Annotated in this window: 22 protein-coding genes and 2 riboswitches; of the genes, 8 read left to right on the top strand and 14 right to left on the bottom strand. The window is 46.3% G+C overall.

Features of this window, described 5'->3' with window-relative positions; genetic code table 11:
• Positions 1-10: 10 nt before the first annotated feature.
• The 3 genes from QUA27_RS05770 to ntrB form a co-directional block, all read right to left on the bottom strand.
• Positions 11-850 carry an ABC transporter ATP-binding protein gene (locus QUA27_RS05770; protein ID WP_333066918.1) on the bottom strand — a complete coding sequence of 280 codons (840 nt, stop codon included), beginning with the start codon at positions 848-850 and terminating at the stop codon, positions 11-13.
• A gap of 105 nt (positions 851-955) precedes the next feature.
• On the bottom strand, positions 956-2,386 hold the full coding sequence (locus tag QUA27_RS05765) for an ABC transporter substrate-binding protein (RefSeq protein ID WP_333066917.1): 1,431 nt from the start codon (positions 2,384-2,386) through the stop codon (positions 956-958).
• Positions 2,387-2,451: 65 nt separating this feature from the next.
• Positions 2,452-3,300 carry a nitrate ABC transporter permease gene (gene ntrB / locus QUA27_RS05760; RefSeq protein WP_333066916.1) on the bottom strand — a complete coding sequence of 283 codons (849 nt, stop codon included), beginning with the start codon at positions 3,298-3,300 and terminating at the stop codon, positions 2,452-2,454.
• Between the two features lie 99 nt (positions 3,301-3,399).
• Positions 3,400-3,612: riboswitch (cyclic di-AMP (ydaO/yuaA leader) on the bottom strand.
• A gap of 175 nt (positions 3,613-3,787) precedes the next feature.
• On the opposite strand from ntrB, the gene QUA27_RS05755 reads away from it, so the two are divergent.
• Entirely contained in the window at positions 3,788-4,981 is a 1,194-nt protein-coding gene (locus tag QUA27_RS05755; RefSeq protein ID WP_333066915.1) for a sensor histidine kinase, read from the top strand.
• A gap of 121 nt (positions 4,982-5,102) precedes the next feature.
• Here QUA27_RS05755 and QUA27_RS05750 read toward each other — a convergent pair whose 3' ends face one another.
• Complete coding sequence (locus tag QUA27_RS05750) at positions 5,103-5,270, bottom strand: hypothetical protein (RefSeq protein WP_333066913.1); 168 nt, start codon at positions 5,268-5,270, stop codon at positions 5,103-5,105.
• Positions 5,271-5,369: 99 nt separating this feature from the next.
• Positions 5,370-5,586: riboswitch (cyclic di-AMP (ydaO/yuaA leader) on the bottom strand.
• A 167-nt stretch (positions 5,587-5,753) separates the two neighbouring features.
• Between QUA27_RS05750 and QUA27_RS05745 the strand changes: the two genes are divergently transcribed.
• Positions 5,754-6,950, top strand: coding sequence for a sensor histidine kinase (locus tag QUA27_RS05745; protein ID WP_333066912.1), 1,197 nt, complete (start codon positions 5,754-5,756; stop codon positions 6,948-6,950).
• Between the two features lie 65 nt (positions 6,951-7,015).
• On the opposite strand, the gene QUA27_RS05740 is transcribed toward QUA27_RS05745, so the two are convergent.
• On the bottom strand, positions 7,016-8,353 hold the full coding sequence (locus QUA27_RS05740) for an ArsB/NhaD family transporter (RefSeq protein WP_333066911.1): 1,338 nt from the start codon (positions 8,351-8,353) through the stop codon (positions 7,016-7,018).
• 207 nt (positions 8,354-8,560) lie between these two features.
• On the opposite strand from QUA27_RS05740, the gene QUA27_RS05735 reads away from it, so the two are divergent.
• Both QUA27_RS05735 and bchD read left to right on the top strand, forming a co-directional pair.
• Entirely contained in the window at positions 8,561-9,844 is a 1,284-nt protein-coding gene (locus tag QUA27_RS05735) for a sensor histidine kinase (protein WP_333066909.1), read from the top strand.
• Between the two features lie 34 nt (positions 9,845-9,878).
• Positions 9,879-11,993, top strand: coding sequence for a magnesium chelatase ATPase subunit D (gene bchD / locus QUA27_RS05730; protein WP_333066907.1), 2,115 nt, complete (start codon positions 9,879-9,881; stop codon positions 11,991-11,993).
• A 72-nt stretch (positions 11,994-12,065) separates the two neighbouring features.
• On the opposite strand, the gene QUA27_RS05725 is transcribed toward bchD, so the two are convergent.
• A complete protein-coding gene (locus QUA27_RS05725) occupies positions 12,066-12,392 on the bottom strand; it encodes a PEP-CTERM sorting domain-containing protein (RefSeq protein ID WP_333066906.1) in 327 nt (108 codons plus the stop codon).
• 545 nt (positions 12,393-12,937) lie between these two features.
• Here QUA27_RS05725 and QUA27_RS05720 point away from each other — a divergent pair.
• The 4 genes from QUA27_RS05720 to rpsU all read left to right on the top strand — a co-directional run bounded on the left by QUA27_RS05720 (position 12,938) and on the right by rpsU (position 17,108).
• A complete protein-coding gene (locus QUA27_RS05720) occupies positions 12,938-13,666 on the top strand; it encodes a Bax inhibitor-1/YccA family protein (RefSeq protein ID WP_333066905.1) in 729 nt (242 codons plus the stop codon).
• A gap of 248 nt (positions 13,667-13,914) precedes the next feature.
• Complete coding sequence (locus QUA27_RS05715) at positions 13,915-15,498, top strand: radical SAM protein (RefSeq protein WP_333066903.1); 1,584 nt, start codon at positions 13,915-13,917, stop codon at positions 15,496-15,498.
• A gap of 107 nt (positions 15,499-15,605) precedes the next feature.
• Positions 15,606-16,740 (top strand): peptide chain release factor 2 gene (prfB, locus tag QUA27_RS05710; RefSeq protein ID WP_333066902.1). Its coding sequence is split into 2 segments (ribosomal slippage): positions 15,606-15,677 and positions 15,679-16,740, totalling 1,134 coding nucleotides; the frame shifts between segments, so codons are not numbered across the junction.
• Positions 16,741-16,913: 173 nt separating this feature from the next.
• On the top strand, positions 16,914-17,108 hold the full coding sequence (gene rpsU / locus QUA27_RS05705) for a 30S ribosomal protein S21 (RefSeq protein ID WP_006632476.1): 195 nt from the start codon (positions 16,914-16,916) through the stop codon (positions 17,106-17,108).
• An 11-nt stretch (positions 17,109-17,119) separates the two neighbouring features.
• Here rpsU and QUA27_RS05700 read toward each other — a convergent pair whose 3' ends face one another.
• The 8 genes from QUA27_RS05700 to QUA27_RS05665 all read right to left on the bottom strand — a co-directional run bounded on the left by QUA27_RS05700 (position 17,120) and on the right by QUA27_RS05665 (position 23,770).
• A complete protein-coding gene (locus tag QUA27_RS05700) occupies positions 17,120-18,583 on the bottom strand; it encodes an AtzE family amidohydrolase (RefSeq protein WP_333066901.1) in 1,464 nt (487 codons plus the stop codon).
• Between the two features lie 24 nt (positions 18,584-18,607).
• On the bottom strand, positions 18,608-18,784 hold the full coding sequence (locus QUA27_RS05695) for a DUF4089 domain-containing protein (RefSeq protein ID WP_333066900.1): 177 nt from the start codon (positions 18,782-18,784) through the stop codon (positions 18,608-18,610).
• A gap of 120 nt (positions 18,785-18,904) precedes the next feature.
• Positions 18,905-19,366 (bottom strand): KGK domain-containing protein, encoded by a 462-nt coding sequence (locus QUA27_RS05690; protein ID WP_333066899.1) that lies wholly within the window; start codon positions 19,364-19,366, stop codon positions 18,905-18,907.
• 99 nt (positions 19,367-19,465) lie between these two features.
• Positions 19,466-19,591, bottom strand: a complete 126-nt coding sequence (locus QUA27_RS05685) for a hypothetical protein (RefSeq protein WP_333066898.1) — start codon at positions 19,589-19,591, stop codon at positions 19,466-19,468.
• 9 nt (positions 19,592-19,600) lie between these two features.
• A complete protein-coding gene (locus QUA27_RS05680; protein WP_333066897.1) occupies positions 19,601-19,918 on the bottom strand; it encodes a hypothetical protein in 318 nt (105 codons plus the stop codon).
• A 126-nt stretch (positions 19,919-20,044) separates the two neighbouring features.
• The gene (codA, locus tag QUA27_RS05675; protein WP_333066895.1) at positions 20,045-21,331 is read right to left on the bottom strand and encodes a cytosine deaminase; all 1,287 of its coding nucleotides are present in this window, start codon (positions 21,329-21,331) and stop codon (positions 20,045-20,047) included.
• 212 nt (positions 21,332-21,543) lie between these two features.
• Entirely contained in the window at positions 21,544-22,035 is a 492-nt protein-coding gene (locus QUA27_RS05670; RefSeq protein ID WP_333066893.1) for an ureidoglycolate lyase, read from the bottom strand.
• Between the two features lie 196 nt (positions 22,036-22,231).
• Entirely contained in the window at positions 22,232-23,770 is a 1,539-nt protein-coding gene (locus QUA27_RS05665) for a cobyrinic acid a,c-diamide synthase CobB (protein WP_333066892.1), read from the bottom strand.
• Between the last annotated feature and the right edge of the window lie 124 nt (positions 23,771-23,894).

Raw genomic sequence — 23,894 nt, 5'->3', positions numbered from 1 at the left:
CCGTCGGGTGTTATTCGTCTTGAGTAAAGTAGCGATCGAGAAAATTCAAAGCATAGTTGCGGAGTTCGTAATACTCCTTCGATTCCCGCAACTCCTGGCGATTGCGCGGGTGCGAAAACGGCACTGACAAAATCTCCCCTATTGTCGCCGCCGGACCGTTTGTCATCAGCACAATGCGATCGGACATATAGATAGCTTCATCAACATCGTGAGTAATCATCATTGCAGCTTGTCTGTGATTTTCCCAAATATCCAGCACTTGTTTCTGCAACTTGCCGCGAGTGAGAGCATCCAGCGCTCCAAACGGTTCGTCCATTAATAACATTTTTGGTCGAATCGCCAAAGCTCGCGCAATTCCAACCCGCTGTTTCATGCCTCCTGAAATTTCGTCTGGATATTTATCGGCTGCTGCCGTTAAGTTTACCATTGCTAGGTGTTCGTTGACAAGACTAATCTTCTCGGGACGGCTAAGATTTTGCAAAACTTCATCAACTGCCAGCCGAATATTTTCTCGCACCGTCAGCCAAGGCAGCAGTCCGTAGTGCTGAAATACCATCATGCGATCGGCTCCAGGTTTGCGAATTTCTTTTCCTTCCAGTGTCACCATTCCCCCGGTCTGTTTTTCCAAACCAGCCACTATTTTTAGCAGCGTTGATTTGCCACAGCCAGAGTGACCGATTACCGAAATAAATTCGTTTTCTCCAATACTTAAATTGATATTTTCCAAAACGCTATAATCGCTACCATCCGCACTTTTATACGACTTGAACAACTTGTCAATTTCGAGAAATTCAGATTTGGTTTTAACTTGGCTGCTGGCTTCAATAAAAGTAGAAAAGTATTGACTCACGGTTTTCTCCTAAAAAGTAGTAAAGTGTTAATTTGATTTCCCAACGGTTGCGTAAGCTGTAAGGTGTACGCCCTCGCAGAGGTTCTGCGTTCACGAATTTAGACATTAAGACAGAAAAAAAGACTGAGGGCGGTTTGCTCGAATTTCAAAACTATTCAAATAACCCACCGGATCGCTAGGATCGAATGCCTTTTTATCAATGAAAAGTTCCGCAGGTTCCACTTGGTAATCCTCCTTCGGACAATCGATCGCCATTTCGGCAACAATATTGCGGTAAAGGTCGGTTTTCCAAGCTTTTTTAGCTAATTCCTCAGCATTTTTTGGCACTTCTTTAATCTGTCCCCAGCGAGCGGCTTGAGTCATCAACCAAATACTCTGAGACTGCCACATAAATGTTGAATGATTTCCGGGTATTTGAGGTAAATTCTTAGGAATGTCATAGAAAATAGTTGCATCTTCCGATTGTATGGTGCGGTCTTTTTCGTCAAACCCTCCATAGTTGTAGTCGCCAACTATTGCCGGTCGCGTAAATTTGTCGATCGCCCCTTTTTTCGGTTTCGCCCCCGTAAACGATCGCTCAGTCAGCAGCGCCGATATTTCACTGCGATTTTCCGGCTTGCTGCAATACTGACAAGCTTCCACCATTGCCTTAACCAGCGAGTAATAAGTCTTGGGATTTTCCTTAATGAATGATTCCATTACTCCCAAAAGGCGATCGGGATGTCCCAGCCAAACTTCCTTCCCTTGCACGAAGGTAAAACCCACTCCCAAATTGCCTTGAATTGCCCGCGTATTCCAAGGTTCGGCCACCATGTAAGCCTGCATGGCGCCAATCCTGATGTTCGTTACCATCTGCGGCGGCGGCACAATAATTACCCGAAATTCTTTGAACGGATCGACACCGGCAGCCGCCGATATGTAGCGGACAAAGTATTCGTAAATAGCAGAACTCAGAACCACTGCCCAAACTCTGTTTTCCGACGGCTGACTGTCAAAAAAAGCCCGAAATTGTTTGCCAAATTCTTCCAAATTGCCGTTGTATTCGTGCCACGGGCGTAAACCGGAATCCCACATAGCTTTGTTCATCGTCATGGCGTTGCCGTGGCGGTGAATGGTCATTGCCGCGCACAGGGGTGCGTGGCGCGCTCCTTCGGCGCCAATTCGGGCGTTTGTGACGGCGCCGGATACGACTGGGGAGGCGTCGAGGCGGCCGAAGATTACGCCGTCGCGGGAGGTTGCCCAGCTTGCTTCGCGGTTGAGTTGGACGTTTAAACCGTATTTGCGGAAAAAGCCTTTTTTCCAGGCGATCGCAAATGGCGCGCAATCGTTAACGGGCACGTATCCTACGGTTAAATTGGGTTTTTCTAAGGTTCGGGAATCGACTACCGGCTTTACCGCTAAGGCTTCTTCAGTGAGTCCTTTTGCCGATCGATCCGCGCTAATTCCACAACCAGATAAAGCCATTCCCGCCGCCGCCGATCCGATTCCTTGCAAAAACTCTCGGCGGTTCCATTCATTGGAAAACTTGTCACTCATATTTAATTCTCGATCGCTAATAACTAAATGTCTGTCATCAATAACCCTGAGCTAATGACTAATTACTAATGATTAATGACCGAGCGATGCGTTACCAATTCCTGAACTTTGTCAACTGCAGCGTCCAGCAACAATCCAGTTAAGCCAATTACAAACACCGCTAAAAACACCGAACTCAGGTTCAAGCGGCTCCACTCATCCCAAACAAAAAAGCCAATTCCCACACCGCCTGTCAGCATTTCCACCGCCACAATCACCAGCCAAGCAATCCCCAAACTAATCCGCAAACCTGTAAAAATGTAGGGCAAACTCGCCGGCCAAATTATTTTGGTAATCCGCCTCCATTGCGGGATTTCCAAAACTCGCGCCACATCCAGATAATCCTGGGAAACGCTAGAAACTCCCAAAGCTGTGTTGATAATTGTCGGCCACAAAGATGTGATAAATATGACAAAAATTGCCGACGGCTCTGCTAAATTAAAAATCGATAAAGCTATCGGCAGCCAAGCTAGCGGCGATACCGGTTTGAAGATTTGAATCAGCGGATTCAGCGCCATCATTGCCGGTTTCGACATCCCGATCAGAAATCCCACGGGAATCGCAACTGCTGCACCCAGGAAAAATCCCACCAACACCCGTCGCAAACTCGCTAGTAGCAGCCAGCCAATACCTAAATCTCCAGGTCCGCGCTGATAAAATGGATGGAATATGTAATCTAAATTAGCGATTAACGCCTGATACGGAGTGGGAATCAAATCGCTGTTGAAGCTGGCAACAATCCACCACAAGCCAAGAATTCCTAAAAAACCGGCAGCAGGCAACAAAACAGCATCTCGAATGACAACGGGTTTTACCCTTTTCCACGCTGCAACTCCTGCAAGCGCGATCGCAAATAAATTAAGCTGTATGAACATTTCAGTCTCCTTCAGAGTCAGGGCAGGTACAAGAATCTTGAACAATACCAACCTGAGACACTGACGAAGCCAAACTATCTTGTTCAGAAAGTTGGCTTTTCAGTCTCTTCTCAATGCCTGCGAAGTTAGCTGACGGGCTAGGACTGAGAGATGTCCTTCTCCTTAGATTTCAAAATCAAAAATTACACTCAAATTTGGCAATTTTTAACTTTGATTTTTAATTCTGTAGAGATTCGCCCCGAAAATTGGTTCCTCCGCTCCAGCCACACGCTTGGTTCGATCGCGCAGTGCTGGATTAGGCTTGACTTTTTAAGCCAATTTAACATAAGGTAGCACCAGCATTTAAGTTTGTCAATAGGTCTTTAGAAGTAGCTATTGGCGATCGGCGAAGCCCAAAAGTTGACAAATTTTTCAAACAGTTAATTATTAAAGTAACCTAGAGAGATAAAATGCGATCGCTGACTTGATTTATATATTAATAAGGGCCATGATTGATTTTAGCCTCGCGCTACAAGATCAAATTGACATAATTACCGAAAACTGGATCGAAGCTGTTCGCGCCGACGAGCAAATCGGAACCGCCAAGCAACTCACCTACGATTCCGTGCGCGACAGCCTTCCGATTGTACTGCAAGCGATAGTAACTCTGCTTTCCCAATCAGAAGAAAGTGACATTGAGACAGTCATAGCAGAAAGTTTAGACCACGGGACTGTCAGGGCAACACAAGGTTACGATGCCGCAGAAATTGCGCGGGAATACCGCTTGCTGCGGAGGGTAATTTTCGATGCTTTAGAGCCAGAATTGCTAAAAGGCTCAGCCGCTGAAGTGAACCGAGCTTATCGCTTAATTGACAGTGCCCTCGACGAAGCAATTGCTGACTGTTTCCAAACCTATACCCAGGCGAGATTGCAAGAACTACAGGAGTTGCACAACCAATTGGAACTTACAAATCAAGAGCTGACTCGCTTACTTCGCGCCAGTCAAGAGAATCTATCTCATTTAGCTCACGAATTGAAAACTCCCCTCACCTCTATTATTGGCTACTCAGAATTGTTTTTGCGCCACATAAACAATCCTAGAGTTAAAGATTCGGCTCCCAATTTGGCACATATTGATAAAGTCCTCAGCAACGGCAGACGCTTACTTAGATTAATTAACGATACTCTCGAAATCTCGCGGTACGACGCGGGACGTATAAAATTGCAGCTAACTGCCACAAATGTGCGATCGGCGATCGGCACTGTTGTGGAAATACTGGAACCTGTGGCTAAAGCAAAAAATTTAGATATCGCCGTTGACTGCGATCCGGTTCTCGATCAAGTAATGACAGATTACTTGCGCTTGCAGCAAATTATCACCAACTTGGCGAGCAACGCCATTCGCTACACCCAAGTTGGCACTATTATCATAAAAACCGAATTATTGTCAGACACACATTGGAGTATCTGCATCACAGATACAGGAATTGGCATTGCTTCAGAAGACTGCGATCGGATTTTTACGCCCTATTTTCGAGCCAACACCTCCCTGAGTTCTAGCATTCCTGACAGTACCGGCTTAGGGCTAGCAATTGTCGCTCGATTAGTCAACCTCTTGCAAGGTAAAATCGAATTAGTTTCTGAAGTAGGAGTTGGCTCCTCATTCACTGTAATTTTACCCTTAGAATTGGAGGGATTTTAGATTACTGTTGACTGTTGACTAATGACTGCCAACTGCCAACTGCCAACTAATGACTAATGACTTCTTCAAATCAGAAACCGAATAGTTATATAAACAGCCGCACTTATTAATTGCAGCACCATCACAGGTCGCCCGTAACGCAGAAAAGTTTGAAAAGAAATCCGACGCCCGTGCAGTCAAAACCCGCAGCAAGCAACAAAACAGCATCTCGGATGACAACGGGTTTTACCCGCTTCCACGTTGCAACTCCTGCAAGTGCGATCGCAGATAAATTAAGCTGTATGAACATTTCAATCTCCTTCAGAGTCAGGGCAGGTACAAGAATCTTGAACAATACCAACCTGAGACACTGACGAAGCCAAACTATATTTTTTAGAAATTTGGCTTTTCAGTCTCTTCTCAATACCTGCGAAGTTAGCTGACGGGCTAGGACTGAGAGATGTCCTTCTCTACATAATTAAAGATTAAAAATTACACTCACTCAAACTTAGCAATTTTTAACTTGGCTTTTTAATTTTGTAGAAATTAGCCCCGAAAATTGGTTCCTCCGCTCCAGCCACACGCTTGGTTTGATGGCGCAATGCTGGATTAGGCTTGACTTTTTAAGCCAATTTAACATAAGCCAGCACGAGCATTTAAGTTTGTCAATATGTCTTTAGGAGTAGCTATTGGCGATCGACAAAGCCCAAAAGTTGAGAGAAAATTCAAAAAGTTAATTAAACTCACCTAGAGAGATAAAATGCGATCGCCCACTTATTTCTCTACTTAAGCCATGAGAGACTTTAGCCTCGCGCTGCAAGATCGAATCGACATAATTATACAAAACTGGATCGAAGCTGTACGCTCCGACGACCAACTCGAAAGCGCTAAAGAACTCACCTACAATGGCGTGCGCGACAGCGTTCCAATGGTACTGCAAGCGATCGTAACCATGCTTTCCCAATCCCAAGAGAGCGACATTCGCACACTCGTAGAAAAAAGTTTAGAACACGGAACTCTCAGGGCAAAACAAGGCTACGACGCCGAAGAAATTGCGCGGGAATACCGCTTGCTGCGCTGGGTAATTTTCGAGGCTTTAGAGCCAGAATTGTTCAAAGCCTCTGCCACCGAAGTCAGCCGAGCTTATCGGTTAATTGACACGGCGCTCGACGAAGTAATTGCTAAATGTTTTCAAACCTTTACCCAGGAAAGATTCCAAGAACTAAAGGATTTGCAAAACCAATTGCAACTTACAAATCAAGAACTGACTCGCTTAGTTCGCGCCAATCAAGAGAACTTATCTCACTTAGCTCACGAATTAAAAACTCCCCTCACCTCTATTATCGGCTACTCAGATTTGTTTTTGCGCCAGCAACAAAATTATTCCGAATTTAAAGGTTCTGTTGCCAATATAGGACATATTGATAGAGTCCTTAACAGCGGCCGACTGTTGCTGAGATTGATCAACGATACTCTGGAAATTTCGCGGTACGAAGCCGGACAAATAAAGTTACAGCTAGCTGCAATCAGACTGCCAGATGTACTCGACACTGTTGTTGAAATAATCGAGCCTTTAGCGAAAGCCAAAGGTTTAGAGATAGCTGTTGAGTGCCATCTCTCAGACGAGCAAGTGGTGACAGATTGCTTGCGCTTACAGCAAATTATCACAAACTTAACCAGCAACGCCATTCGCTACACCACAGCCGGTACTGTTACAATAAAAAGCGAACTTTTGCCAGATAAATATTGGACAGTAACTGTCTCAGATACAGGAATTGGCATTGCTCCCGAAGACTGCGATCGGATTTTTCAACCCTATTTTAGAGCCGACAACTCGCTAAGCTCTGGCATTCCTGACAGTACCGGCTTAGGGCTAGCAATTGTCGCTCGATTAGTCAAGCTCTTGCAAGGTAAAATCGAATTAGTTTCTGAAGTAGGGGTTGGCTCCTCTTTCACTGTAATTTTCCCCTTAGAATTGGAAGGGTTTTAGATTACTGTTGACTGTTGACTGTTGACTGCCAACTGCCAACTGCCAACTAATGACTAATGACTTCTTTAAATCAAAAACCGAATAGTTACATAAACAGCCGCAGCCACCAATTGCAGCGCCATCACAGGCAGCCCGTAACGCAGAAAAGTTTGAAAAGAAATCCGGCGCCCGTGCTGTTCAGAAATTCCCGCTGCCACAATATTAGAAGAAGCTCCTACCAAAGTGCCATTTCCGCCTAAAGTTGCTCCGTACATCATCGCATAAAACAGCGGCAGCACAGCAGGTGGAAACTGCCCTGTAAAATCCGGAGCCAGCACCTCTGCCGGTGCGAGCCCGACATTGACAACATACTCTTTTAGCAGCGGTACCATCGCCACTACCAGCGGAATATTTGGCACCACGCTCGACATCAAACCTACAAAAAATAACAAAACTAAAGAACCCAGAAAAATATTTTTACCTAAAATCACTGCTAATATTCCAGATATACTGGCGATAACGCCGGTTTTTTCCAAACCGCCAATCAGCACAAAGATAGACATAAAAAATAGCAGGGTACTCCAATCTAAATCCCGCAAAATATTATTAACAGAATCAATTTGGGAATGGTGAGCTAAAAGCATTGCCAAAGCAGCACCCAACAAAGCAACCGCTGCAGGTGAAATAGGCACGGGCAGAGACTCTCCTATTACAAAAAATGTCAGCACGAAAGCTATAATTACACCGCCCACTGCTAAAACTCGCGGGTGATTGATTTTTTGGTGTGGCAAATGTTCCAAATCGTCTAATTTTTTGTTCCAAATTTCTCGGAACATCCAAGGCAGAATAACTAATATAACTGCTAATGATATTGCCCCGCCCAAACTTAGTTTTACCAGGTAATCTACAAAGCTCATGTTAATAGCATCACCGACAATGAATGTCGCCGGGTCGCCTACGATTGTCAGCAGTCCCGAACTGTTAGCCACAAATACCATTAAAATTAGCAGCGGCACAAAATCTACACCGACTTCTTCGGCCATTGGCGGAATTAATGGTGCTAGGAGCATGACTGTCGTGGCATTGGGCAAAACTGCACAAATTGGCGTAGTAATCCCGACAATACCCAACAAAAGATTTTTGCCTTTGCCTTTCGCTAAAAGCACCATTTGAGTTGCCAAGTATTCAAATACTTTGGTAGGCTCAAAGGCTCTTACCATTACCATGACTCCGAAGAATAAGCCCAGCGTGGCGTGACTCCGACCGATATATTCGATCGCGTTATTTAACGTCATTACGTGGGTAAAAACCAGAATCACCGCTCCCAGAAAGGCCGCAACTGTGAGGTGTATCCATTCTGTAATTATTAAGAAAATTACACATATAAATGTTGTTGCAGCAATCACAGCTTGCACGTTTTCCATTTAGTCCCCTGAAAATAATAAAACTTAAAAATTAAAAACTCTCGGTTCGAGTGAATATACTACTTTCTGGCTCTTCTGTCAATAAATTTAAGTGCTGATTTTGGCAGCAACAAGCTGGGAGCGACTCATCAAGAGCTCTCCGGTACACGGAAAAAATCACCTCAAAACTACTTCTTTTGGGAGGGTCGCGATCGGCAGAAGTTTGGTATGGCGATCGGGCGATCGCTCAACTACAATGAAGCATGGGCAATCTCTGCCAAACCCAACCCCCACGCAGACATCATGGACTACAGCCAAGTGCTCGCCGACAAAACCGATACTATCGTCCAAAACTGGATTGAAGCAGTTCGTCAGGATCGGAAAATTGAAACCGCTGACGCCTTACCGCACTCAGCAATCGAAAATCACATACCTCACCTGCTGCAGGCGATGACCACAGTGCTTTCCCAATATCAAAACAGCGAAATAAAACTAATAATTGAAGCCAGTTTAGATCACGGATTTCTCAGAGCCGAACAAGGCTACGATGCTGCCGAAGTAGCCCAGGAATACCACTTATTGCGTCAAGTAATATTCTCGCAATTAGAATCAGAATTGCTAGCAGGAACCACCGCCGACGTATTCAGAGCTTTTCGGCTGATAGATGCCGTACTAGACGAAGCAATTGCCCAGTGTTTCAACAGCTACGTCGCTCAGAGGCTGCAGGAACTTCAACAAATCCAAACTCAGTTACAACTCACCAATCAAGAACTCTCTCGCCTCGTCAACGTCCATCAAGAAAACGTCTACCATTTGGCTCACGAACTCAAAACTCCTCTCAACTCAATTATTGGTTATTCCGAACTATTCCTGCGAAAAGAAAAATGGCAATCAGAAGTCAAAGATACCCTCCCCGGCATCGAACACATCGAGCGAGTATTGCGTAACGGCAGACACTTGCTTCGCATGATTAATGACACACTAGAACTTTCTCGCGCCGATGCCGGCAAAATTAAACTTAACCTGCAGCGAACTAATGTACAATCAGTAATTAACACCGTAGTAGAAATGATGCAGCCAATTGCTGATGCTAAAGGATTAAAGCTCGCTGTTACCAGCGACTGCGCCCCAAGACAAGTAATCGCCGACGCACAGAGGCTGCAACAAATTCTGATCAACCTGGTGAGCAATGCCATTCGCTATACAGAATCTGGTAGCATCGAATTAAGTTGCCATCCTGCTGGAGACGGAAAGTGGGCGATCGCAATTACAGATACCGGCATTGGCATCGCCCCGGAAGATACAAAGCGCATCTTTGACCCCTTCTTTCAAGCAGGAGAAGCAGCCAAACAGCTCTTTCCCACCGAAAGCACTGGTCTGGGATTAGCAATAGTATCGCGGCTCGTCACGCTGCTGCAAGGCAAAATCGAGTTAGTATCAGAAATAGGAGTCGGCTCAACTTTTACCGTGATTCTGCCGCAAGAAGTTAAAATACTCCAAGAAGTAAGCTAAACATTAAGTTCAAATTTTTACATCCGAAAATCCTATGCCCGCAGCCAACCTTAGCCCTTCCACCACAGCCTTTCCCCTCACCGCCGTAGTCGGGCAAGAAGCAATCAAATTAGCCCTGCTGTTAGCAGCAGTAGATCCCGGATTGGGAGGAGTTGCGATCGCAGGTCGCCGCGGCACAGCAAAATCAGTAATGGCCCGCGCCTTGCACTCATTACTGCCACCCATTGAAATTGTTAAAGATTCTTTTTGCAACGCCGAACCTAATGATATTCTTGCAGAACAAGCATCAGGCTTGTTAGCAGAAAATGGCGGACAAGATGCCCACACCGCCGATACTAATTCCTTAACTACTGAAATAATTCCCACACCATTCATTCAAATTCCTTTGGGTGTCACGGAAGACAGACTCTTAGGTTCAGTCGATGTCGAACAATCAGTAAAATTCGGCCAAACCGTATTTCAACCCGGACTCTTAGCACAAGCAAATCGAGGCGTACTATATGTAGACGAAATTAACCTCCTCGATGACAACATTTCCAACCAATTGCTAACAGTATTAACCGAAGGGCGAAACCAAATAGAACGCGAAGGCATTAGCTTTCAACACCCCTGCAAACCTCTATTTATCGCCACCTACAACCCCGAAGAAGGGCCGCTGAGAGAACATTTGCTCGATCGCATCGCGATCGTACTTTCAGCCGACGCAGCACTCGAAATAGAAGAAAGAGTCTATGCAGTAGAACAAGCTTTATCCTACTCCAGCTCCCCCCAAGACTTTCTCAATCAATACAGCGAAGACACCGACAACCTCAAAACCCAAATCATCCTAGCCAGAGAATGGCTCAAAGATGTCAGCATTAAACGCGAACAAATTGCCTACCTAGTAGAAGAAGCCATCCGGGGTGGCGTTCAAGGACACCGGGCCGAAATATTCGCAGTCCGCGTCGCCAAAGCCGCCGCCGCCATGGAGGGACGCACAGAAGTTAACGCCGAAGACCTGCGCCGCGCCGTAGAATTAGTCATCGTACCCCGCGCCACCATCATCCAAAGTCCCCCAGACGAAAACTCTCCTCCTCCTCCCCCTCCACCGCCTCCCCAAAAGCAGTCAGAACAAGAACAAGACGAACCAGAAAACGAGCAAGAAGACGAAGAAGATCAAGAGGATGAAGACAACCCGGAACCTGAAGAAGAACCAGAAAAAGATACCATTCCCGAAGAATTTCTCTTCGACCCCGAAGGGGTAATTCTCGACCCCAGCGTGCTTTTCTTCGCCCAAGCCGCCAGCCGCCAAGGCAAATCGGGCAGTAGAAGCACCATTTTCTCGGAAGATAGAGGCCGTTACGTCAAGCCGGTATTGCCCAAAGGCCCCGTCCGCCGCATCGCCGTTGACGCCACCCTCAGAGCCGCCGCACCCTACCAAAAAGCCCGCCGCGACAGGAGTTCTAACCCCCCCCAACCCCCCCTTAGCAAGGGGGGGCAAGAGGGGGTTCAGCGCCGTGTATTTGTGGAACAGGGAGACATTCGGGCGAAGCGCTTGGCCAGAAAAGCTGGAGCTTTAGTCGTATTTGTCGTCGATGCTTCGGGTTCGATGGCCCTCAACCGGATGCAGTCGGCCAAAGGCGCAGTCATGCAACTACTCACAGAAGCTTATCAAAGCCGCGACCAAGTTGCTCTCATTCCCTTTCGCGGAGAACAAGCAGAAGTGCTGCTACCGCCGACTCGCTCGATAGCCTTGGCCCGCAAGCGTTTGGAACGGTTGCCCTGCGGAGGCGGTTCCCCCCTGGCCCACGGTTTGACTCAAGCAGTGCGGGTGGGAGTCAACGCGCGGCAGTCGGGAGATATCGGTCAAGTTGCGATTGTCGCCATTACTGACGGACGCGGGAATATTCCTTTGGCTCGTTCTTTGGGCGAACCCATTGTAGATGGAGAAAAGCCTGATATTAAGCAGGAATTGTTAGAAATTGCTGCCAAAATTCGCGGGTTGGGAATGCAGTTGCTGGTGATTGATACCGAGAGCAAGTTTATTTCGACTGGCTTTGCGAAGGAATTGGCCAAGACTTCTGGAGGGAAATACTATCACTTGCCCAAAGCTACCGAACAGTCGATCGCAGCTATGACTAAAAATGCTCTGCGCGACGCGATCGGCTAAAATCCTGATACCCGGATTTATCTGGGTTTATCTGCAGTTAAAAACCAAAAAATTAGACTTTTGGCCAAAAGTCTAATTTTTTACTCTCGCTCTCCGGCGACTCACCGCCAGCGAACCCGCAACTAAACCCAACCCTACCACCGTCGAAGGCTCAGGAATTCTTACCGGCAGAGGTACGCGGTCTGTCGTCCCCCGGTTCGGGGTTGCAGAAGTTGTACTTTGGGGGAGTTGACCTGTCTGAGCCAGCAGCAAATTTTCTGAACCCTGCGATGAAGCAGCGGTATAAACGGCTCGGACATTAGCTGCAACTGCAGCTTGACCGCCGGAAATAACGGCGGCGGCAGCCAATAAAATCCCGGCTGTAGGGGGCAATAATTTGCGCTCAAAAAAGGTGGGCATTGGACATTACCTATTTAGCAGTTTGTTGATAGAACTCGATCTTTTCCTTGATTTTCTCGGTACCCTTTGTCTTAGCTACTGTCTGAGCTACCTTAGCAATTAACGGAACCGATTTTAGATTTTAAATTTTATTTATATTTTATATTTTAGATTATTGAAGTTTCTTGTCCCTAGTTTCAACTAAGTCGCAAATCAAAAACCTAAAATCAAGTTGGGTCCCTGCCTCTAGCATATACTCCATAATCCCCAATCGTAAATCCCCCCTCCCAAATTGATTGACTTCAGCTATCTGTAATTTGCGCGACTTTAAGCTAGCCCTTGGCCACAGATAGCGCCGATCCTTTAAACTCAATTATAGCTTTACCACGAGACAGCGAAACGGCACCGACTTGTACGCAGTCTATTATAAACAATCGATCCCTGGTTTGGAGTGATTTCACCCCCGTTCTTTATCAAATCTTTAAACTCTTTCAGGTTTTGCAAACAAAGTGTAAAGCTGTCAAAATGATAGATAGCAATTCTCAGCCAAAATTAGGTAAATCCTCGTGAGTAACACTAGCAATTTCCGCGAAGCCGTGCGCGAGGCCAAAAACCACGCGCTGGTAGGCCCGAACGTCATCTCCAACGCTCTCCCCTTCGTGGGTGGCGGACTTGTCTTAACTGCTGTCGGCACCTACGGGGGCCTGGGAGTGATCCGCAACTATCCCGAGATCTTCTTTCCCACCTTCATTGCTGCGATCGTCGTAGAATTAATTCTCTTCTTCATCGCCCGCGGTGCCGCCGAACAAGGCAACAAAAACACCGCTTTGCCCCTGCTGGCAACCTACAGCCTGCTTTCCGGCTACACCCTCAGCGGATTGGTATTTACAGCGCTCAGAACCCAAGGCGTCGGCATCTCCGGCATCGCTTTTGCAGCCCTCGGATGCGGCATTACCTTTATCGCCGCCCGCCAAATTGGCTCCAACCTTTCTGAACAAGACGGCATGGCCCTCACCAAAACTATCAGTTTAGGTGTGATTGCTTTGTTAGTCGTCGTTGGCGGTCAGTTTCTGCTCTCTCTCTTTGGCGTCTACACCCCAACCTGGTTGGAAATTGGCATTTCTGGCATCGGCGTGTTTATATTTGCCGGCGCTGCGATCGTCGATTTTTACATATTACCCCGCAGCTACCGCGACGACCAGTATTTGCCCGCCGCTCTGTCTATGTACTTGACCTACATCAACTTGTTCATTTTCATTCTGCGCCTGCTGATTGCTCTCAACGGCCGCGAGTAATTGAAACTTTAGCTTAAAAAAAAACCGCGGCTCGATCGACATCCGGCCGCGGTTTTTTTTAATTAAGATTTGGAATCCAGATAGTCGTGATTGCCTCCTCTGTCCCTCATACAAAAAACTTATATCATGTTCAGAGCCGGCAGGCATAAGGTATAATTTTACTTTTTAATCTCTCAATCAAAACTCTTGCTATCTAATTGTGTCGATCGCGATTTCAATATTAATCACAAATTAATCGGGGAAAACTCATGTACTTAAAATATGAAGATATTAGGAGAGTCAGCGTAGAAATTACCTCCCGGTGCAATGCGGCTTGCCCGCAGTGTCCCCGCACCGGCAACCCGATTTTGCCGGGGGCGGAATTAAAGATGGAGGATATTGAGAGAATTTTCCCACAAGAGTTTTGCTCTCAGTTGGATTTGGTGTATATGTGCGGCAACTACGGCGATGCTATGACTAGCAATACCACAATTCCCGCGATCGAGTATTTGCACCGCATGGGAGTTCCTCATATCTCCCTGTACACTAACGGTAGCGGACGCAATCCAGACTGGTGGCAAGCCCTGGCAAAGGCGATGACAGGAGAACACGATCGCGTCATTTTTAGTATCGACGGGTTGGCTGATACTAACAGCATCTACCGCCAAAATACGAACTGGGACAGGATAATGCAGTCTGTTAATGCCTTTATCCAAGCTGGCGGAAAAGCTGTATGGCATTACTTGATATTTGAACACAACCAGCACCAAGTAGAAGCAGCGCGGGATTTAGCCCAACAATTAGGATTTGTCGAGTTTGTACCGAAAGCTACCTCTCGTTTTGTGGCGAAAGAGATTTATGACAAAGAGTCCGCAAATCAACAGCCTCAGAAGGCAGAAAACTCTCAGGTAGATGCTAAGAGCGATCGCCCCAACCAACCAGCAACGACTAATGCGTCAGCCCCTCCAAATCAAACACAGACGGCTGTTGGGTTTCACCAACAAGCTGAGGAATGTTTGAAACAAGGAAAGCTATCAGAGGCGATCGCCGCCAGCCAACAAGCCCTAAAAATTCAGCCTAATTTTGCAGCAGCATGGAAAACTTTAGGCAATGCTGTTCAAGGTTTGGGGAAGATGCAAGCAGCAGCAGACTGTTACGCCAAGGCACTCCAAATTCAGCCTAATTTTCCAGAAGTTTATGCTAATGTCGGCAGTCTTTATGCTCAACAGCAACAGTGGCAGCCAGCTAGTGCTTATTACCAAAAGGCGATCGAGCTTAAACCCAATTTTGCCGGAGCTTATCGCAATTTAGCTAAAGTGTTGACGCAGTTGGGGCAACCAGAAAAAGCAAATTATGCTTGGTACCAAGCTATAGCTATCGAAACCTCTCAAGCACCAGCTCAAACTCCGCCTACCCCATCAAAGCCCGCCAGCGAAGAACTCCAACCCCCATCGTTGGAACAATATAAAAACCCCCAGGGAGACCAATTTATCCAAGCTGTAGAAAAATTTGGTAGCCTAAATAATTACTACCGCAATGTAGAAATTAGCTGTCAAACTCAAGCCAGCCAAGAAATTTTCATTAGTTTTGAAGCGGAACTCTGGCCTTGCTGTTGGGTAAGCCATACTAAATACGCTGTTTACAACCACACTTACCGACCGCAATTTCTGGCTTTAATTGAACAGTATGGCAAGGGGTTTAATTCTCTCAGAACTCAATCGGTGAAAGATGCGATCGCCAGAGATTGGTTTCGCGAAGACCTCACAAAAAGTTTTTCCTGTTCTAAAAGGTTGGACGTATGCGCTCACGAATGCGGTAAAACTTTCAATTCAACAGGTTCGCAGTATATATAAGAAGGAAGGCACGACACGGATTTAGACACGGATACACGGATTAATTGCTGAAATGTCGAAATTTCAGCTAAAATCAACAATACACCCCACAACTAGGAAAAGTAACAGTGGAAGTTCTAGACATCAAACATAATATCGAAACATTGTCCGATCGACTGGGTACAACCCAGGACTATCTTTGACATCCCCGCACTTACAGCCAAAATTCAAGACTTAGAGCAAATCTGCGCCCAACCAGCATTTTGGGACGACCAAGATAGAGCTCAAGAAACTCTCCAAGAACTGAATGACCTCAAATCTCACTTAGAACAATATCGCGGCTGGCAAACTAGCTTGGAAGATGCTAAAGCTATTTTAGAACTGCTGGAGTTAGAAGCCGACGAGTCCCTGTTCCAAGAAGCCTCATCAAGTCTTTCTCAGTTAACCCGCGAACTCGACCAGTGGGAACTGCAACAATTACTATCTGGGCCCTACGACGAAGGCGGCGCTGTTTTGACGATTAACGCCGGGGCCGGCGGCACAGATGCTCAAGATTGGGCCGAAATGCTGCTGCGAATGTACACCCGCTGGGGGGAAAGTCAAGGTTACAAAGTACATTTAATGGAAATTTCCGAGGGAGAGGAAGCAGGTGTTAAATCGGCTTCTTTGGAAATTGTCGGCCGCTACGCTTACGGTTATATGCGATCGGAAAAAGGCACTCACCGCTTGGTCAGAATTTCGCCTTTTAACGCTAACGACAAGCGTCAAACCAGTTTTGCTGGCGTCGAAGTGATGCCAATTCTCGATCGATCCGTACAGTTGGACATTCCAGAAAAAGATTTGGAAGTCACTACTTCCCGCGCTGGTGGCAAGGGCGGGCAAAATGTTAACAAGGTAGAAACCGCAGTCCGCATCGTTCACCTTCCTAGTGGTTTAGCAGTCCGTTGCACTGAAGAACGCAGTCAGTTGCAAAATAAGGAAAAAGCTTTGGCATTACTCAAGGCTAGGCTGTTGGTCATTGCTAAGGAACAGCGGGCTTCGGAAATTGCCGAGATTCGCGGCGATATGGTGGAGGCGGCTTGGGGGAACCAAATTCGCAATTATGTTTTTCACCCATACCAAATGGTCAAGGATTTGCGTACTGGGGTGGAAACAACGGCAATCGCAGATGTAATGAACGGCGAATTAGACCCGTTTATTCAAGCTTACCTGCGGCAGGAAAATCAGTTGATAGCCCAAACCGATTCAACCGCGCGAATCTAATTCGCGCCTTGACATAGAAAGTCGGGCTGTGCAGACTAAAGAATCAAGAGCAGTGATGGCAGCGGATTTGCTATAATTTTGGGGTTTTGGCCGATCGCGCGACCTTCAACAGGTCGCGCGGCCAAAAACCTTGATATGATAAAACTTGATCTGACAAACACTAAGGAGAAATAATGACCCAAGTTGTAATAGGCGAAAATGAAGGGATTGAGTCAGCCCTGCGACGGTTTAAGCGACAAGTTTCTAAAGCGGGTATTTTCCCCGACATGAGAAAGCACCGCCACTTTGAAACTCCGTTGGAAAAGCAGAAGCGCAAAGCTATTGCCAGAAGGACTAAGAGACGCTTTCACCGCAATAACAAGCCCTAGAATTATTAGCACTAAATTGATTCGGCAGATATAATGCCTTGCGATTCTAGTACCGCAGCGACTCGGAGAATCACCGCTTCGCTGTAGGGAGCACCAATAATTTGTACCCCCAAGGGCAAAGCGCCGGGCCGCTGTACGGGCACGCAAAGAACGGGCAAGCCAATAAATGATAGGGGTTGGGTGAACAGTCCGAGATTGGGACGCACTAAGATTTCTTGTCCGGCTATTACCATTTTCTCGACGCCAATTTCAGGGGCAGCTATCGGGGTTGCGGGTGCGAGGATGATTTCTGTGTGTTGGAATATTTCGCGAATTCGATCGCGGTACCACTGTCTGAATCTCTGCGCTTGCAAGTACCAAGTCGCAGGGATCAGGGTTCCCGCTAAAAAGCGATCGCGCGTTGCAGGATCGAAGTCTTGAGGGCGCGATCGCAAATTGTCTAAATGCAAGTTTCCCCCCTCGCAAGCGGTAATGATAAATGCCGCAGCCCTGGCGCGATCGGATTCCGGTATGGTGACAGTTGCAAGCCCCCCTATTTTTGGGGGGTTTGTTGTTTTTTCTCTGTCTCTACCACAATCCAAGAGATTTGTCAAGGCTTTAGCAACTATTTCTACAGCATCCATTGCTTCCGGTTCGGCCCCTGTGGCGAAATAGCCGTCAGCAACAGCAATTCGCAATCCTTCGATGCCTTGATTCAACTGCGGCGAACAAAGTTCAGGCGGGCGTTGAGTGCAAACTGGGTCGCGAGAATCAGGGCCTTGCAGGATATCGTACAGCAGCGCCATGTCTCGGAGCGATCGCCCAAACGGCCCCACACAATCCAAACTACTCGAAAATAAATAAGCGCCAGCCCTCGACAAACGGCCGTAAGTAGGCTTAAACCCAAAGACACCGCACAAAGCAGCCGGTACGCGGATGGAACCGTTAGTATCAGAACCGAGGGTGATGGGTACAAAACCGGCGGCGACTGCTGCTGCGGAACCGCCGCTGGAACCGCCGGCGATGCGGGTAGTATTGCGGGGATTGCGAGTCGGCCCGTAGTGGCTGTTTGCCGTGACGAAACCGTAGGCGTACTCGTCCATGTTGAGAGTACCTACGAGGACAGCCCCGGCTTGTTTTAGTCTAGCGACCACAGCCGCGTCCTGGGTAGCCGGAGGATTGTCAGCGTTGATTTTTGACCCTGCTAGAGTAGTAATTCCGGCGACATCGAACAGGTTTTTAACTGCGAAGGGAACACCTGCTAAAGGGCCTGGGTTTTCGTTATTTGCGATGGAATTATCTATTTTTTCGGCTGCTGCGAGTGCGCTTGATGCAGTGATTGCAGTAAAGCAATTAAAAGCTTTATCCTTAACAGCAATCCGTTCCAAAGCAGCATTTACCGCCACTGTAGCCGTAACCTTACCACATTTAACCGCCGCTGCCGTAGCAACCGCATCAGCCTTATCTAAAAAACATCTGCGTTCATCAGCGTTCATCTGCCCTCATCTGCGGTTAAAAATCTAAGGTTCAAACACCGGCGCGACTTCTACTTCTGGGGGTAAAGAAAACTCAGTAACGAGTCGGGCGATCGCAGCTATCCTCTCGAAGTTTACCACAACACCCGGCCGATGTTCCGGGTCTAAGGGTAAGTTTATCAGTTCAGCGGTGCGATCGACATATTCTTCTACATTTACCATGAGTCCCTCCCAAAAAAACATCAGCGTTCATCCGCGTACATCCGCCCTCATCTGCGGTTAAAAATCTAAGATTCAAATATAAGTGCGATCGATTATTGTATTGTAATCGCGATCGGGCTGTCAGTTATTATTGCTCAGTTTTTTGTATTCCTCGGATTGTCTGATATCATCTAGAGGCGATTTTTGATCGGGTGGTTCATCAGGAGCAAACTTTATACAGACCTGCGTTTGCCAAGACTGCAAAGTTTGATTAAGTTCTATTTGAAGCTTTCCTTTTTGCCAACCCTTGGAACCAATTTTTAGAATTTGACAATCAATTCCTTCTTGAGGCGAGTTCCAGTTTATATCCCCTCCCATAATTTTTGTTTCTTCGTTAATCGACAGATATTGTATCCACTGAATTATCGATTTCTCACGTTGGTTAGTTTCTGCTACATAAGTCTGAAGCATTACCTTGTTAAACTTACTGGAGGCTAGCTCTTTAAATCGGCGTACCGTAAAAGTAGCTTGACCCAATAACAAAACATCATCATCGCCGTCTAGTGTCTCATAGGTTCTATGGATTTCAACTTTTTCGTCCATTTTATTTCACAAAATTCTGCTACTTGATATTTTATACTCTTTGGAGGTGTGTGAGTCAAGCTGGTTAACAAAATCAATTTACTATCCCACTTTCCCAACTCAAACACTGACAGTTTCCCGCAACCTCTCAACGGCAACATCCAGCGGAGGCAAAGCAAAATCTTCAGCATCCATCAATTCCTTAACCTGCTCAAAAATCTCAACCTCCGCCTCTTCTTGATCCATTAGCTTATCCTAAAAACAAGGGTCAGTAAACCACTGCTCAAAAGCAATCTCTAACCGTCCATTCGGTGCTAGTTCAAACCGCCAATACTTAGAAACCCTACTATCAAACACCTCAAACAGCGGTGCAGGATTGTGCATGGGATAAGAGGTGTAGTTATCGTCACAAATATAGTACCAAACATTACCCTGCGATTGGTAAAGAGCGTAGACAACATATTCCTTGCCAAGGGTTAGCGGAAATTCCACTTCTTTCGTAAAAGAGAAATCAGACTTGAGGTAACTTTCAGAGAGAGCATTACCTGTATTGGCAATACAGCGAACTTGCATGGTGTTTATAATTATAGACAGAATCAGGAGTTACGCTCGCTTTGACAAGGCAATCAAATTGTAGGGTGCGTCATAATTTCGTAGTTATAGCGATTATTTAGGGTTTGGCTTCTGACCCACCTTACTTTATGTGAGACTTGCACATTCCTGAGAATAAAAACTAACCTTAGCAGGTTCAGTTTCCGCCAGCAACTTTCCCCGCGAAATCACATACCGAACCGCAGCGCGCCTCCTAATTGCATCATAACAATTCTCAGCATCCAACACAATAAAATTTGCAGGTTTCCCCGCATCTATCCCATAATTATCATCTCCCAGATTGAGAGTTTTAGCACCGTTGACAGTCACCATATTAAAACAAGCTGCAATCTCAGCCATTCCCGTCATCTGACAAACATGAACCGCCATATGAGCGACATCCAACATATTTCCCGTACCTAAACTATACCAAGGATCTTGCACGCAGTCGTGGCCAAAACTCACATTCAATCCCTGCTGCCACAACTCCTTAACCCGCGTCACCCCCCGGCGTTTGGGATAAGTATCAGCGCGGCCTTGCAGGGTGATATTAATTAAAGGATTGGCAATGAAATTAATTCTCGATTTTGCCAAACTTCCCATCAGCTTAAAAGCATAACCATTGTTATAAGAACCGAAAGCCGTAGTGTGGCTAGCCGTCACCCGCGAACCAGCCCCGCTTCTAATCGCACAAGCTGCTACAACTTCCAAAAATCTCGACTGTTCATCATCGATTTCATCGCAGTGAACATCTATTAATCTATTGTATTTTTCAGCAAGTTCAAAAATTCGCTCAACCGACTTCACCCCATCTTCCCGCGTCAACTCATAATGCGGAATCCCGCCCACAGCATCCGCACCCATATCCAGAGATTTCTCTAAAAGTTTGTCATTTTCTGGACTTCCGTAAATCCCGTCTTGGGGAAAAGCCACAACTTGCAGAGTCATCCAATCTTTGACTTGTTCTCGAACTTCCAAAAGTCCTTGCAAAGCAGTCAGCGTCGGTTCGCTAACATCAGCGTGACTCCTGACAAACAAAATCCCTTGAGACGCTTGCAGCCTTAAAGTTTCAACAGCCCGTTTTTTGACATCATCGAGAGTTAAACTTTGCTTGCGTTCCCCCCAGATTTGAATTCCCTCGAACAAAGTGCCGCTTTGATTCCATCGCGGTTCCCCCGCAGTCAAAGCCGAATCGAGATGAATGTGCGACTCCACAAAAGGAGGACTAACTAAATTGCCTTGAATGTCGATTTCGCGTTCGCCAAGTCCTGAGATGCGAGGCGAAACGGCGACTATTTGGTCATCCTCGATAGCAATATCTACCGTTGGGCGATCGTCGATCGCACCTAACAAACGACATTGCCGCAGAACAATGCTATACTTTTGCTCAGGCATGACAATTGCACCTAAATTTAACACTTGTAAACGTAATCCTTCCTAGCTGCTACTCAGCCTAGTAAGACCAAAAGAATTCCCCAATTACTTGCGAAGCCCCTCCTTCTCCTCCTCTGCGTCCTCTGCGCCCTCTGCGGTTAAAAAATCTTACTCAAAAAACCAACCTATAACAATAATCACCAAAAATAAAGCGCAACTACAAATCGCCCACCTCAGACAATCTCAAACTCCAGATTGTAATTTTTCACCAAATCAAAGCTAAAATGGTCAACCACATTAGTATTGCTCAACTCCAGATTGTAAAAATCAACAAAATCCGCATCAAAATACGGCCCAGCGTGCCAAGTCCCCACATCTAACTTAATAAAACAATTGCCCGGAATCCGAAAAGCAGCCATATCCTCTAAACTCGGTTTATAGCTATCCCCAGGAGGCGCAACCGCCATCAACCAATCTTTCCCATCCAAAGAACCCAAACACTGAGTACATTTAATGTGTCGTGTAATTTTGCCAAACTTGCGACCTTTATGGTGCAGCCGCATAATGTAAAATCTAGGAATACCATTTTGCAAATTTAACTGAGCATCCTCACCATCGAAAGACTTACCATCAACAGCCGCAAAGATAACTTGACCGTAACTCCGAAAATTCTCCGGTGTCACCCATTGTGCGAACAACTGCTTAGTCGAAATTGATTCGCTCATAAATCCCAACATCCCTAGCTTGATCCGTCATGAACATTCTAATACAGTAAATCCTCTCTCTTCTCTTCTCTGTGCCCTCTGTGTCCTCTGCGGTTTAAATAAAAAAATCTAGTTCGCTTTCTCGATCGCCCAAATTACCCTTACAATCAAATTTAGCGCACTGCTCTCTTCTCTTCTCTGTGTCCTCTGCGGTTAATTAAATAAAAAAATCTAGTTCGCTTTCTCGATCGCCCAAAACACCCTTACAATCAAAATCAGCACACTGCTGCAAAAAACGAGCCGGAATATCAGGCCGAGCACCCCAGTGCAAATGCAAATAAGAAGCGTGTACCTGACAAACTCCCCAACCTTCAGCAACCGCCTCAACTTCCCCCCGCTTCCCATACCTCCAACTGTGATAAACTGGATTACTCGGTTCCACAGTTAAATGCGATCGATGAAACTCATGTCCCCAAACCTCATCAAGAGCAGTTAACACCGAACTATCCCTCACCGCCACAGCTTCTCGGTATCCCAGCGTCAAACGCTTTCCCATCGCAGCAGCAGTTTCCAACACACCCACCCCTGGCCAAGAATTGCCATCGAAGTCTACAATAGAATCGCACAAATACATCAAACCGCCGCACTCCGCATAAGTCGGCATTCCCGAAAAAATCGCATTTCTTACCGCATCCCGAATTAAAACATTACCGCTCAATTCCTGAGCAAAAACTTCGGGAAAACCACCACCAAAATATAACCCTTGCACATTGTCAGGAAAAACCGCATCATCAAGCGGGCTCCAAAATACTAACTCCGCACCCAACTCTTCCAACAAATCAAGATTGTCCTGATAGTAAAAATTAAAAGCCCGATCGCGCGCAACTGCAATCCTCACTCCAAATTGTTTTCCCAAACTGTTGACAACATCATCTTTTTTAGTTATAATTTCGTAAGGGAGATTGTGTCTACCCAAAAGTTGCTCAGACCCCTCACCCCCCCCATTTCGAGTTGCAGCCAACAAAGGCAAAAGTTGCTCCCAGTCAAAACTAACAGCAGCCAAATCAGCTAATTTATCGATCGCAGCATGAAGATTCGGCAACTCCTCAGCAGGAATCAAACCCAAATGTCGATCGGGAATAGTAACAGCCTCATCCCTACGCAAAACGCCCAAAATCGGTAAATTGAGCGGTTTGAGAGCATCTTGAAGCAGTTCCAAATGTCGATCGCTCGCCACCCGATTGAGAACCAAACCCGCGAATTTAAGGTCAGGGTTAAAAGAACGAAAACCGTGGGCGATCGCAGCCACAGAACCAGAGAGCCTGCTGCAATCAATCACAAACAATACCGGCAAATTCAGCAAATAAGCAACATGAGCCGTAGAAGCAAAGGAAAAATCATAATTGCCTTCTTCTTTTCGATAATTAATCCGTGTATCCGTGTCGTGGCTTCCTGATTCCTGATTTTTTCGGCTCACTCCATCAAATAGTCCCATCACCCCTTCAACTAAGGCATAATCGACATCTTGAGTATGACGAGAAAAACACTTTTTTACATAATATTCAGACGTTAATACCGGGTCTAAATTCCGACAGGGGCGACCAGTAACAAAAGCATGAAACATGGGGTCAATGTAATCGGGACCCACCTTAAAAGATTGAACATTCAAGGCGCGGCGGATTAAATAAGCTAAAAGGGCGATCGTTACAGTAGTCTTTCCCGCCCCGCTGCGTTCGCCAGCAATTACTAAAGCCATAGTTCTAGATTAGTTACAAAAAATACATATTTAACGAACCGCGAATACGCGTTAGGCGAAGCAGCGCGTAAGCGCTAGGGCGCGAAGGAAGAATGAGAAGAAGAGAGGTAATTTAGTGGCTTTT

Origin of the sequence: Microcoleus harperi Pol14_C6, from assembly GCF_036701295.1 — a bacterium.
Classification (GTDB): Bacteria; Cyanobacteriota; Cyanobacteriia; order Cyanobacteriales; family Microcoleaceae; genus Microcoleus.
This window is presented reverse-complemented; position numbering and strand designations above follow the sequence as displayed.